The sequence below is a fragment of the Occallatibacter sp. genome, assembly GCF_049802275.1.
GTDB lineage: Bacteria > Acidobacteriota > Terriglobia > Terriglobales > Acidobacteriaceae > Telmatobacter.
In genome coordinates, this window is the sequence record NZ_JBARMD010000377.1 from 1 (window position 1) to 12,299 (window position 12,299).

General features: G+C 58.7%; 11 protein-coding genes. 9 read left to right on the plus strand and 2 right to left on the minus strand.

The annotated features are described in order from the left end of the window. Nucleotides 1-407: hypothetical protein (locus WA354_RS13210; protein WP_472813480.1), on the plus strand; the 407-nt coding region annotated here is incomplete at its 5' end. A gap of 171 nt (nucleotides 408-578) precedes the next feature. Here the strand turns inward: WA354_RS13210 and WA354_RS13215 are convergent. Beyond that, on the minus strand, nucleotides 579-1,745 hold the full coding sequence (locus WA354_RS13215; RefSeq protein ID WP_472813481.1) for a VWA domain-containing protein: 1,167 nt from the start codon (nucleotides 1,743-1,745) through the stop codon (nucleotides 579-581). Between the two features lie 157 nt (nucleotides 1,746-1,902). On the opposite strand from WA354_RS13215, the gene WA354_RS13220 reads away from it, so the two are divergent. From WA354_RS13220 to WA354_RS13235, 4 genes are all read left to right on the plus strand, one after another. Then, complete coding sequence (locus WA354_RS13220; protein ID WP_472813482.1) at nucleotides 1,903-2,178, plus strand: DUF2164 domain-containing protein; 276 nt, start codon at nucleotides 1,903-1,905, stop codon at nucleotides 2,176-2,178. A gap of 173 nt (nucleotides 2,179-2,351) precedes the next feature. After that, a complete protein-coding gene (locus WA354_RS13225; protein ID WP_472813483.1) occupies nucleotides 2,352-3,413 on the plus strand; it encodes a 3-deoxy-7-phosphoheptulonate synthase in 1,062 nt (353 codons plus the stop codon). A gap of 215 nt (nucleotides 3,414-3,628) precedes the next feature. After that, the gene (locus tag WA354_RS13230; protein WP_472813484.1) at nucleotides 3,629-4,366 is read left to right on the plus strand and encodes a sensor histidine kinase; all 738 of its coding nucleotides are present in this window, start codon (nucleotides 3,629-3,631) and stop codon (nucleotides 4,364-4,366) included. Between the two features lie 162 nt (nucleotides 4,367-4,528). Further along, nucleotides 4,529-5,230 (plus strand): Crp/Fnr family transcriptional regulator, encoded by a 702-nt coding sequence (locus tag WA354_RS13235; protein ID WP_472813485.1) that lies wholly within the window; start codon nucleotides 4,529-4,531, stop codon nucleotides 5,228-5,230. Between the two features lie 56 nt (nucleotides 5,231-5,286). On the opposite strand, the gene WA354_RS13240 is transcribed toward WA354_RS13235, so the two are convergent. Further along, the gene (locus tag WA354_RS13240; RefSeq protein ID WP_472813486.1) at nucleotides 5,287-6,312 is read right to left on the minus strand and encodes a class I SAM-dependent methyltransferase; all 1,026 of its coding nucleotides are present in this window, start codon (nucleotides 6,310-6,312) and stop codon (nucleotides 5,287-5,289) included. A 181-nt stretch (nucleotides 6,313-6,493) separates the two neighbouring features. Here WA354_RS13240 and WA354_RS13245 point away from each other — a divergent pair, with 181 nt between their 5' ends. From WA354_RS13245 to WA354_RS13260, 4 genes are all read left to right on the plus strand, one after another. Further along, nucleotides 6,494-8,131: a VWA domain-containing protein gene (locus WA354_RS13245; RefSeq protein WP_472813487.1), complete on the plus strand. Its 1,638-nt coding sequence runs from the start codon at nucleotides 6,494-6,496 to the stop codon at nucleotides 8,129-8,131. A 129-nt stretch (nucleotides 8,132-8,260) separates the two neighbouring features. Then, nucleotides 8,261-8,716 (plus strand): ester cyclase, encoded by a 456-nt coding sequence (locus tag WA354_RS13250; protein WP_472813488.1) that lies wholly within the window; start codon nucleotides 8,261-8,263, stop codon nucleotides 8,714-8,716. Nucleotides 8,717-8,892: 176 nt separating this feature from the next. Next, the gene (gene lpxB / locus WA354_RS13255) at nucleotides 8,893-10,155 is read left to right on the plus strand and encodes a lipid-A-disaccharide synthase (protein WP_472813489.1); all 1,263 of its coding nucleotides are present in this window, start codon (nucleotides 8,893-8,895) and stop codon (nucleotides 10,153-10,155) included. A gap of 29 nt (nucleotides 10,156-10,184) precedes the next feature. Further along, nucleotides 10,185-12,251, plus strand: a complete 2,067-nt coding sequence (locus WA354_RS13260; RefSeq protein WP_472813490.1) for a M1 family aminopeptidase — start codon at nucleotides 10,185-10,187, stop codon at nucleotides 12,249-12,251. Nucleotides 12,252-12,299 lie beyond the last annotated feature (48 nt).

Below are 12,299 nucleotides of genomic sequence, written 5' to 3' on the forward strand. Positions count from 1 at the left end.
CAATCAAGGGAATTAAACCCCACGAGTGGATCATCCGCTTCGCATTCGGCGGAACAGTCTGCGTTATCGCAGGATTGATCGCGAAGCGATTCGGCCCCGTCATCGGCGGCTTCTTTCTCGCCTTCCCGGCAATCTTCCCCGCCAGCGCAAGCCTCGTCGAAGCCCATGAGGAACAGCACAAAGCCCGCGCCGGCTTCGACGGAACCAATCGCGGCCGCATCATCGCCGCCATCGACGCCTTCGGCACCGCCATGGGTTGCATCGGCCTCGCCGGATTTGCCCTTGTCTTCTGGGTCCGGTTGCCCCGCACCAGCCCCTTCGTGGTCTTCCCGCTCGCCACACTCGTCTGGCTCACCGTCTCCGTAGGAGTCTGGCTGCTCCGCAAGAAACACATCCTGCGCCCGTAGATCAGGATCGACCAGAACGGGACACTCCCGCCAAGCCACCCCTGGAACTGGTTGCATATATGCCGCTTTGAAAGGGCTCGGCTTCAGCCGTGCCGCGAAAGGCGCATAGATAGCGGGCTCTAGCCCCTGAGAATGTTTTGCGATTGCCCAAAGCCATGTATGCAACCCGCTCTAGTGCGCTGCCGCCTCGTTGTAGTACCCGGAGTTTGTCCGCACCGTCACGCCCGGCTTGTTCACCACGATGCTCAGATCGTGATACTCATCCGCGTGCTCCGCCACCGGCGGATCAAACGAGATCCGATAAAACGCGCTCGCATCCTCGACGCACTGGTTGATCTGTCCGACCAGATCATTATCCGGACCGAGGATGCGTCCGCCGGTTTGCGTCACCAATACTTTCAGTGCAAGATCCCCAAATTCCGCGTCGCGATAGGTCTTCACAGGACTCAAAAATGCTTTGTAATAAAGCGCGTTTGGGGTTGCTCCAGTGGCAGGCGCCACGCTGTAGACCATAATCCGCGCCTCTCGCAAAACCCTCGACAACTCGATGACGTTGTCAAAATTCCGCCGCTGCTCCTTTTCGGAGTATCCATTCGCGGGCCGATTCAGCATCGGCCAACCGGGCCCCACCCAGATCAATAACTTTCTGCCCGGCTTCCTCGCCTCGTTTTGAGCGATATTATCCATAGCTCTCGCCGAGCGTTGAAAGCGCTCTACGTAGCCGTCTCCGCCCATCGCCGGGTTGATCATGCTCACGCTTCCTTTGATCCCCTCCACGACCGTCGCAATCGCATTTCCATCCGTCGAAGGCCGAGGCTGGAACCGGATGCCCACATCGCTCAACACAATCAGTGTCACCGGCTGCTTTAGCTTCCCCCCATTCTGGCGGAGAAAGTCGCCAATCTGTCCACGCACGAAAGACACCTGCTGAAAAGGCAGGTTCAGCGTATCCATCAGCAGGATCACTTCGACCGGCGGATCAGGCCTCACGCCCGCATCGCTGAATGCGCTGAACGACAACACCTTTCGCGGCTGGTTATTGTCGACAATTTTAAAATCCCAGGGCTGCAGTCCCGTCACCGGGCTTCCCTCGCTATCCTCCACCACCACGTCCAGCTTGATTCTGCCCTCGGGAATCACCAGGCTCTTCGCCTTGGGTGCCGGCCGCTCCGTCAGCACAGGACCGTCGCTCCCTTGCTGCTGGCCCGCCTGCGCTCCAGTCGCCGGGCTCGACTGCCCAACCGCACCAGCACTAAAGCCCTGAAGCGCGATGAACAACGCAACCGCAACCCAGCTTAAAGCCGCAAGTCTGAATTTCCCTGAGTCTCTGTGGCCCACGAATTCTCCCGCATCGTAACTGCACATTTTTCTATGCATCACTCTAACTCTAAGACGATTCCAGGCAGGTGACAGGCTGCACACAATCGTGTTCGTCATCCGCAGGCAAATACCAGCAGTGGATCACTTAACATGGATCTCTGTCAGGAGCCACCCCATGGTCACCCTTGAACTCACTCGGCAGCAACGCACCGACGCCATCGCTTCCATGCAGCGCTACTTCGAAGAAAACCTCGATCCCATCGGCGACATGCCCGCCGGCCTCCTCCTGAATTTCATCCTCGAAGAGATCGGCCCCGTCCTCTACAACCAGGCCATCGCCGACGCACAGACCCGTCTCACGCAGCGCGTCGCCGACCTCAACGGTGAACTCTACGCCGACGAGTTTCAGCACTGGCCCCGCGCCGACGCCAAGCGCAAATCCCGCCGCTGACACCAATAGCACTGTCATTTCGACCGACTGTAACGGAGTGAAGGAAGTGGAGAAACCTGCAGTTGCTTTTCCGCCTGATGCGCAGGCTCCCCCTTGTCAAAACTGATAAATTCAAAGAAAGACCTCTATCCCAATTCCCTGCTTCGCACGTGCGCAAAACATAGAAAGAATCCATGAATCAAGGCATCGAAGACGTTCGCATCCAATGGACCAAGGTAGTCCTTCCCCCGGTATTCCTCGAAGAGGAACGCCCCACCAGCGATGAAGCCGTTGCCACCATCTTCAATGCCCGCCTCGCCATCTCCCGCATCCTCGCTCATCGCGACCCGCGCCTCCTCGTCCTCGTCGGCCCATGCTCCATCCACGACACCACCGCCGCCGTTGAATACGCTGCGTTGCTTAAATCCGCAATCGCCGAATTCTCCGCTGACCTCCACATCGTCATGCGCGTCTACTTTGAGAAGCCCCGCACCACCGTCGGCTGGAAGGGACTCATCAACGATCCGCATCTCGACGGCTCCTACAAGATCAACGACGGCCTCCGTCTCTCGCGCCACCTTCTCCTCGACCTCGCCGAGATGGGCGTCCCCTCCGGCACCGAATTCCTCGACATGATCTCCCCCCAGTACATCGCTGGCCTCGTCAGTTGGGGAGCCATCGGCGCCCGCACCACCGAAAGCCAGGTCCACCGCCAGCTCGTCTCCGGCGTCTCCTGCCCTGTCGGATTCAAGAACGCCACCTCGGGCGACATCCAGGTCGCCATCGACGCCCTCCTCTCCGCGTCAAACTCCCACACCTTCCTCGGCCACACCAAGTACGGCCAGTCGGCAATCTTCGTCACCACCGGCAATCGCGAAACCCACATCATCCTCCGGGGCGGCCGCAAGACGGTCAACTACACCGCGGAATCCGTTGCGCAAACCTCCGAGGAAATGGAAAAAGCCGGCCTCCAGCCGCGCATCATGATCGACTGCAGCCACGCCAACAGCAACAAGGACCATCTGCGCCAGCCCATCGTCTGCCGCGATGTTGCCGCCCAGGTCGCCGCCGGCAACCGCAACATCATCGGCGTCATGCTTGAGAGCAACCTGGTCGCTGGCGCTCAAAAGCTTGTTCCCGGCAAGCCTCCGGTTCACGGGCAAAGCATCACCGACGCATGCATCGACTGGAACCAGACCTATCCGCTGCTGAAAGAACTCGCTGCAGCCGCGCGCACCCGTCGTTCTCCCGCCTAGGTCGCATTCCCGCTATTCACCACCGGTCAATTACTTGCAGGCCACCCTTTTCCGAACCTTGACATCCTATGTTTCATACCGGACATAGCAGGTTTCGTTCTTCCGTCGAAATCTACTCTGCCGAAGCTCTAGAAGCTGGCCAGTGGAGGCGCTTCCCTCCAAGAAGCTGATGCCCCGGAAATGGCATCCTCCCCAGTGTTGAACAAGGAGGATTCATGATCAGCCCAGCTTCCGATCCCGGCACCATGCAGGAAATCCAGGACATCCTCCGCCGCAACCAGGAGCTCGTCATAGCCGGTCAGTTTGCGGCCATGGTGATGCACGAGATTAATGGCCCGCTCGAAGCGGTCCACAACCTCAACTATCTCATTCAACAAGAAGCAGATAACGTCTCCCATGTTCGCGTCTACAGCAACATGCTTGAGGAGCAGTTAGCCACCCTCACCAAGCTTTCCCGCCAGACGCTCAGCCTTTACCGGTCTCCCGAAACCCGGGAGTCCGTTGCCATCTCCACGCTGGCTGAAGCGGCGTTGCGCGTGCATCAGAGGAAGATCTCTATTAAACGAATCATCCTTCGCAAACAACTCAAGGCAGACGTCACCGCTGAAGTTCACGCCGGTGACATGCTCCAGGTGTTTTCCAACCTCATCTCCAATGCGGTCGACGCCCTGCCTGAAAACGGAACCTTGTGTGTTCGAGTGGGGCGTTGCGCAGAAGAGGCGAGCGTCACCTTTGCCGATAACGGGCCCGGCATTCCGGCCCCGATTCTTCCCAGGATCTTCGAGCCTTTCTTCACCACCAAAAAGGAGCGAGGCACCGGCCTGGGCCTTGCAATCTCCAAATCCATCATCGAAAAGCATCATGGACGCATCAGAAGCCGCTCCACCACCCGCCCCTCCCGCAACGGCACAACCTTCCGCATCTCCATCCCTTTGTCCGCCAAAGTGATCTAACTTACATAAAAATCGGAAGTTATGTGCGGTATTGAACATTCTTACGTGGGGTAACGAGCATATAGTTTCCCCAGCAAGCGATAGGCCTCGTGTTTTTTGAGCGCAACTCTTCCCGCCCCGTTGGTGGAATCCCTTGCGACTGTCGCAAAGGATGTCCGCAAAATGGCCGCCGAACGATCAAATCTGATCATTAATGCCCTTCCGGCTGAGCTGAAATCGTCTCTGCTCGCCCGCCTGCAACCCGTCGACTTGCCCGTCGGAACAGTACTTTTCAACCCGGGCCAGCCACCCCCGTTCGCCCACTTCATGACCTCCGGCATATCTTCCGTCGTTACCTTCATGTCCGACGGCATCGGAGCCGAAGTCGGGGTAATCGGCCGTGAAGGTCTCGTTGAAGCGATCAACCTCCTCGGACCCGCCCCTGCCCCGACCACGGCCTTCATTCAAAGTGAAGGAACAGCCCTGCGCATGCCCTTCGCTGATCTGCGGCAGCTTTTCTTCTCGCAGGCGCCGCTTGCTCGACGTATTCTGGAATGTGTACAGAGCCAGGGCTTCATTTTGAGCCAGCTCGCAGCCTGCCATGGCCTCCACGAGATCGAAGAACGCCTCGCCCGCTGGTTGCTGATGGTACGGGACCGCCTTGAATCAGATCATTTTGAACTGACCCAGGAGTTTCTGGCGGAAATGCTGGGTGCCCGCCGCACCAGCGTCACCCTCGCCGCGGGAACCCTGCAGCGCAGCGGCCTCATCCGGTACAGCCGGGGACGCATACAGGTCATCGATCGCCCAGGCTTGGAAAGCGCCGCATGCGAGTGCTACCCCATCGTCCGCGATCTCGTTACAAGCCTCTATTCCGCAGAATAGCTTGATGCGCAACCATAAGGTTGCGCATCAAGCTGCTAGTGCCTATCAGTCCCGGTTCAGGCGTTCCCCATCACAATCGTATGCGGACTCATCGGAATCGGGTGCGCCTTCACGTCCCTGAATCCCGCCTCATCGTACATCGAGCGAAGTTCGCTGAAGGGATACGCATCGCCCGCTGCCGTGGTGGTGAGCATCGTCATCGCAAATCCGGCCGACATCGGTGGCGATACCCGATCCTCGTTCGGCATAAATTCGAGCGTCGCAGCCCTGCCGCCCGGTTTCAGAGAAGAATGAACCTTCTTCAACAGTCCCACGCATGTCGGCTTGTCAAAATGATGCAGAAAGTTTGTCAGCAACACTGCATCATAAGGGCCGCCAAAATCCACTTCGAACGCGCTTCCCGGCAGCATGTTGTAGCGGTCGTGCACGCCGGCCTTTTCGGCGTTCTTCAACGCCACGCGCAGCACCGGAGCCCAGTCCAGACCCGTCACCTTTGCCTGCTTGTTCTGCTTGGCAATCTCGATCCCGAAAAGTCCATGCCCGGCGGCAATGTCCAACACGTGCATCGGCCCTTCGTGCCCTTCCAGCACCACAGCGCCCAACGGCCCCGCCATCGGACCCATCATCGGCGCCATGTTCTCCGCAAACTCCACCCACAGAGGATTCTCCGGCTCCACGCTGCCCTCACCCGGAAGGTGCGTTCGCCCGGCGCGCACCACATCTGCAAGCCCGGTAAGTCCTTGAATCAGTTCCGGACGGCTCATAAAGTGCGCCACCGAAGCCATGCACGCAGGCGACGTCGGATCAAGAAATGCAGCGCTGTTTGGAGTGTGCTTGTAGGAATTCCCTTCCTTTATCAGCAAACCGTTGATCACCAGAAAATCACAAAGAATCCGAATGCCGCGCTCCGAGGCCTGCGCGTGCTTCGCAATCGAAGCCACATCGCCCGGTCCTTGTCCTACTGCTCTGAAGATGTCCAGATCGATAGCGGCCTTCAGTGCTGCCGTTCGTTGTACCGCCTGTACCATATCGAAAACGATGCCTGGATTCAGTGGTGATTCCGCATGATTCCCGTTCTGCATAGTCGACCTCCGATGATTTTTAGCTTGCTCGAGGAAAGTCGATTCAAAAGGGGAAAACGACCTTGCCAGCCCGTGCAGGCTCGCCGAGTGTATCACCCGAAATCTCTCTCAGGAAAGGTTTTTGCTGCTCGACCAAACCCGCGGATTCAAACAACCGTCTAGGACACCAGGGGAGACGCGTATGGGAAACCGGCACGCAGTGCTTTCACTATCCACTCTGCTATCCCTCGTTCTATGTTTTCCGCTCTCCGCACAGAAGAATCAGCAACAACCCGGCCAGCAACCATCCAACCTGCAGCAATCCGTTCCAGCTCCGACTCTTCGCGTTACCTCATCTCTTGTCTTCCTCGATGTCACCGTGCTCGACAAGAAGGGACATCCAGTCGTCACCGGCCTCACCAAAGATGACTTCACCATTACCGAGGACAAGAAACCCCAGCGAATCTTTTCGTTTGAGCCGCCCGAGGTTCACACCATCAACGCAAGATCCTCCGACGGAAACCCGGAGGGCAAAGCCCCGGTCACTATCCTCGTTCTCGATCTGCTCGATTCGAGCTTCGAAGATTTCGCTTACATCCGCTACTCAACGCGAAAATTTCTTCTTGCCCAACCTGAACAACTGACCTCGCCTGCGGAAATGCTGGTAGTGGGAAATCAGTCGCTCGATATGCTGCAGGGCTATACGCGCACCCGGGCCGATCTTCTCTATGCACTCGATCACCTCCCTGCCGCTCTTCCCTACAAGCACATGAGTGGGTCCTTCTTCTGGGAGCGATTCGCGCAATCCATCGATGCCCTTCAGCAGATTGCTCTGCAGAACCGGGGCATTCCCGGCCGTAAAAACATCATATGGATCGGGCATGGGGGCCCCAACCTCTACCTTGAAACCATCGCCTTTCCTGCTACGATGGCGGAAAAGCTGAGGGAGTACGTCCATCTGACAACAAATATGCTGGTCGACTCGCGTATCAGCCTCTTTGTCATCTATCCCGGCCTCTCGGTGGGCGAGGTCGGCTTTTCCTTGAGCGCTGAGCAGGCGCAAATGATCATCGGCGACAACGACCCGTTCAGCGGGGACATTAATTTCGGCTTGTTTTCCAACGAAACCGGCGGCCGGCTCTTTTACAACCGAAACGACGTGGATGCCGAGATCAAGCGCTCCGAGCAACTCGGCGCCATCTACTACACCCTCACCTATCAGCCGGACTACGTCGATCCCGACGGCAAATTCCGCCGCGTGCGCGTCTCCTTGCGCGACCCCTCTCTCCATGCCGTCACAAAGGCCGGTTACTACGCACCCGACGCCAAGGCCATCATCAATGTGCAGCAGCAGCAGATGATCAAGCTTGCCGACGCCATCCACGCTGCAATTCCTTTCAACTCGCTCTCCCTGAGCCTGGGCAACGTTGTTCGCCATCCTGACTCCAGAACAGCCGAGTTCACCGTCTTTCTGCATTCCATAAATCTCGATTTCCTGCCCACAGAAGACGGCAAGGATAGCGTCCCCCTAGTCATCGCCGCCGCCAGCCTCAGCAATGACCGCAATGTCCTGGCTTCGCGCGTTCAACACACCACACTTACTACCGCCAGTCAGGACCTGACGAGGCTCCCGATCGTAGCCTCTCACTTCCAGCTCGTCGTCCCCTTCCCAAAGAGAACTCGAACAATTCGCATTGCTATCGAAGACCAGAACGGCGGTCGCATCGGAACCGCCGAACTCGATCGCACGTTGATCGACGCAGCACCAGAAGCGCCCACTCCGGCGCCTCAACTCATGCCAACCACTCCCCTCCCCGCTGCCGCGCAAAACCAGAATTGACTGGCTGAGCCGCCCGCCTCAGCCGAAACTGCATCAGCTGTTGCTTATCCCATAACCATGGCAGCCCATCCGATTCTCCTTGTTCACGCACTCGCCGATTGCTATGCTTACCGCCTCAGGAGGTCCCGCATGTCTGAAGCGAACAAGGAATTGGTGCGGCGATGGTTTGAAGAAGTCTGGAACCAGCAGAGCGAAGCGGCAATCGATGAGATGTACGCACCGGGAGGCAAAGCCTACGGATTCCCCGAGCCGAACTCCGTTCTGGTCGGACCCGAAAGCTTCAAAAGCGTACACCGCGTGTTCCTGGGTGCCTTTCCCGACCTTCGGTTCACGTTGCGGGAGATTGTTGCGGAAGGTGACAGAGTCGCGGTCGCCTGGACTGCAACCATGACCCACCTCGGCGAGCATCTCGGATTCGCGCCCACCCTGAAGAAGGAAACTCTCGATGGCTCGTCCTTCCTGACCGTAAGTGGCAGCCAGATTCAGGACGGAAGGAATTACATGGAGTTGCAGGCACTGATTCTGCGCCTGAAAGAGAGCTCCCCGGCCAGCATCGCGAAAGAAGAAGAAGCGTCCTTCGCATAAATCGCCGGTCGTTACCGGCACGCTTGCAATGGCAGCGGCCTTGGCGCTACCCGTTTGCTCGTTCGCCAACGTTTGCCGTCTCTCATTGCCATCAGCGACCCACGCCCTCTTGATCAGGGTAAGTCTTTCCATCGCCCACCCGTTATCATGTTCCCAGCGCGGGACGAGGCCCAGGTTTGTCCGATCCCACAATCTTCATATCGGCGGGCGAGGCTAGCGGCGAGCACTACGGTGCATTGCTGATTGAAGAGCTGCGTGTCCAGCTTGCCGAACAAGGCCAGCAAGCCAGCTTTGTCGGCATGGGTGGTTCGCGCATGGTCGAAGCAGGCCTTTACCCCGTCGTCAACTCTGAAGACATGGCGGTCATGGGCATCACCGAGGTTGTTCAACACCTGCCCCGCATTTACCGCGAGTACCGCAAACTCAAAGGCGCAATCCAGACGCGCCGCCCCGATATCGCCATCCTCATCGACTTCCCCGACATCCATTTCCGCCTGGCCCGAGAGTTTCACCGCCTCAATATCCCCGTCATCTTCTTCGTCAGCCCCCAGCTCTGGGCCTGGAAAAAGCAGCGCATCAAGCTCGTGCAGAAGTACGTCGACAAGATGCTGGTGATTTTCCCCTTTGAGGAGTCTTTCTATCGCGAGCGCGGGGTGGAAGCCGAGTTTGTCGGCCATCCGCTGGCCGACCTCCCCCAGCCCGAGATCTCCCGTACCCAGTTTGCCCGCGAAAGCGGACTGAATCCTTCCCGCTCCTGGATCGGCCTGTTGCCCGGCAGCCGCGCCAGGGAGATTGGTGATAATCTCCCCCAAATGCTCGCCGCCGCCCGCATCCTCACGCTTCGTGGACCTCGGGGCGGCGGTTCGCGCAAGGAATTCGAATTCATCATCCCTCTCGCTCCCACCCTCAACGTTTCCCAGCGCAAGATGCTCGCAGGACTCGTGAAACATCACGGCGACGGCCTTCCCGTAAAGATGGTTGAAGATGCTCGCGCCGCGTTGATGCATGCTCGCGCTTCCGTGGTCGCCAGCGGAACTGCCACTGTCGAAGCGGCTCTGATCGGCAACCCATTCATCGTGGTTTACCGGGTCTCGCCCCTCACCTATGAAATCGCCCGGCACGTGGTTAAAGTCCCTTTCGTCGCCATGGCTAACCTGATCGCCGGCAAATTGGTGGTTCCAGAGCTCATTCAAGCTGCATTCACTGCGGCCAATATCGTCCGCCAAATCGAGCCCCTGCTACCCGACGGGCCACCTCGCGAGTCCATGATGAAAGAGCTGGCCCGCATTCGAAGCCTGCTGACACCGCGCCCGACCGGCTTCGGGAACGAGGTGGAAACAGCTATCAGCCGGGTAGCAAGCATCACTATCAGGGAGTTGGGCGCCGCGTTGCAGGTCTCGGAATCCGACAGTCCTGAATTGGCACGACGGCGCGAATGACATCGAAACTAGCCGGGAACGGGAAGAAAATGCGTCTAATACTGGGAATGCTGAAACTCAAATCGTTCGTCCGCAGATCCGTGGCAACCTCCAATTTTGGGCTGGTGACCGCTTTGGGACCCTTGGCTGCGATCTTGATTCTTGGCGCCGTTTTTTTGGCGTCGCACCCTCTCGTCGCGCAGCGGCCGGAACGCGCCACGCTCGATATCACGGGTTACGTGATCGATGCCGAGATCGACACCACGACTCATCATCTCGCCGCCAAGGCAACCGTCACCTTCACAGCGCCGGATAACTCCGAAATGATCAGCTTCGGATTCCATCCCGCCTTGAAGGTCAGCAAAATCACAGATGACTCCGGCAAGGTGCTGACTGGCGAGCGATCGGCCGACGGCACGATCCGGGTCACTCCCGCCGCCCCCCTGGCTGCCGGCAAGCCCGCTCATTGGACATTCACTTACGACGGCACCCTTACAGGAGCCGAAGACGGCCCCATCGAAGGCCTGAAACTTGCCGCCGTCCAGGAACCCATAACTTATTTGCTCTACCCCGCGCGCTGGTTTCCGACCACCGGCTTCATGACCGACCGCTTCACCGCCGAAATCCACATTCGCGTGCCTCAGGGCATGAAGGTCCTCTCCAGTGGAGCGCAGGGCGCACCCCATCCCGCCAAGCTCGCCGACGGTAAGCCCGCCGACCAGTTTGATTTCAACTGGACCAGGCCCGGCTTTCCCGGAACCATCATCGCGGGCCGCTTTGTCGGTCCCATCACTGGAGGCGCGGGCAACATAAAGGTCTATCTCACCGTTGCTCACCAGGCCGCTGCCAGCCAACTCGCCCAGACCGCAGCAAAGGAATTCGACTTCTTCACCGACAGCTTCGGCGAACTGGAATCAAGCCACCTGAACGTTGTTGAGTTGCCCGATGACACCCTCCCCGCCACCTGGGCGCCGGAACTCGCCGCCATCATGGGCTCCCGCGTCGGCGACAAGTCGGGCATACGCCTGCTCGCCAACACCATCGCCCACCAGTGGTGGGGATCGGAAGTCAGCCCCAAAACCATGAGCGACTCCTGGATAACCAACGGAATGTCGCGCTACGGCGAGCTGATGTTTGTCGAAGAGGAACAGGGTAAAAGCGCGTTGAAAGCTGCGCTCCAGGATGTATCCGCCGGCGCGCTCGCCTATGACACCATCCCGCTTTCCAGTTCCGCTCGCCTCAACCCCTTCTCGCCTGAATTCCAGTCCATGACCCTCGAGAAAGGCGCAATGATCTTTCACATGCTGCGCTGGGAGATCGGCGACAAGGCCTTCCTCGCCACACTCAAAGGCACGCTGAGTCAATTCACTGATAAATCCATCCGCACCGCGGACCTCGTGAAGGTGGCCGAATCCCAGAGTCAGGAGCAGCTCACCCCGTTCTTCTCGCAATGGGTCGACGGCACCGGAGCTCCCACCTTCACCAACAAATACGCCGTTTACCGCCTGGGCAATGGAAAAGGATTCCGGACCATCGGCCAGATCGCCCAGGATCTCGACCTCTTCAACATGCCCGTCGATCTTCGCGTTGAAACCGACGGCAAAACCGAAGACCAGAAGATCGACGTCGTCGGCACCGACTCCCCATACGTCGTCGATACCTTCGGCCGCCCGCGCCACATCGTCATCGATCCCGGCGACTGGGTGCTCAAGTCATCGCCTGACCTTCAGGTCCGCATCGCAATCCTCAAAGGCCAGCAGCTAGTCGCGCAGAACGACCTTGTTGGCGCACTCGCCGAATATCAGAAAGCGCTCGAAGCCAATTCCCAAAGTTCCCTCGCCGACTACCGCATCGGCGAAGTCCTCTTCACGCAGCGCAACTTTCAGTCTTCCGTGAACTACTACCGCGACGCCCTCCGGGGCGACGGCGAACCCCGATGGACTGAGTGCTGGAGCCATATCGCTCTGGGCAAGATCTTCGACATCACCGGTCAGCGCGACCGCGCAGTCAACGAGTACCGGCTAGCCGTCCAGACCAACGACAACACCCAGGGCTGCGTGAATGAGGGCCGCCAATGGCTCTCCAAGCCCTACAAACTCCCCGACACCGCTCAATAGCCTTTAGCTCAACGGCGCGTCATCCTGAACGGAGCGGCTTGGGGCCCC

Coding starts and splice junctions, on each gene's coding strand:
- WA354_RS13220 (WP_472813482.1), top strand. CDS start 1,903: ATGGTCACCCTTGAACTCACTCGGCAGCAACGCACCGACGCCATCGCT.
- WA354_RS13225 (WP_472813483.1), top strand. CDS start 2,352: ATGAATCAAGGCATCGAAGACGTTCGCATCCAATGGACCAAGGTAGTC.
- WA354_RS13230 (WP_472813484.1), top strand. CDS start 3,629: ATGATCAGCCCAGCTTCCGATCCCGGCACCATGCAGGAAATCCAGGAC.
- WA354_RS13235 (WP_472813485.1), top strand. CDS start 4,529: ATGGCCGCCGAACGATCAAATCTGATCATTAATGCCCTTCCGGCTGAG.
- WA354_RS13240 (WP_472813486.1), bottom strand. CDS start 6,312: ATGCAGAACGGGAATCATGCGGAATCACCACTGAATCCAGGCATCGTT.
- WA354_RS13245 (WP_472813487.1), top strand. CDS start 6,494: ATGGGAAACCGGCACGCAGTGCTTTCACTATCCACTCTGCTATCCCTC.
- WA354_RS13250 (WP_472813488.1), top strand. CDS start 8,261: ATGTCTGAAGCGAACAAGGAATTGGTGCGGCGATGGTTTGAAGAAGTC.
- WA354_RS13260 (WP_472813490.1), top strand. CDS start 10,185: ATGCGTCTAATACTGGGAATGCTGAAACTCAAATCGTTCGTCCGCAGA.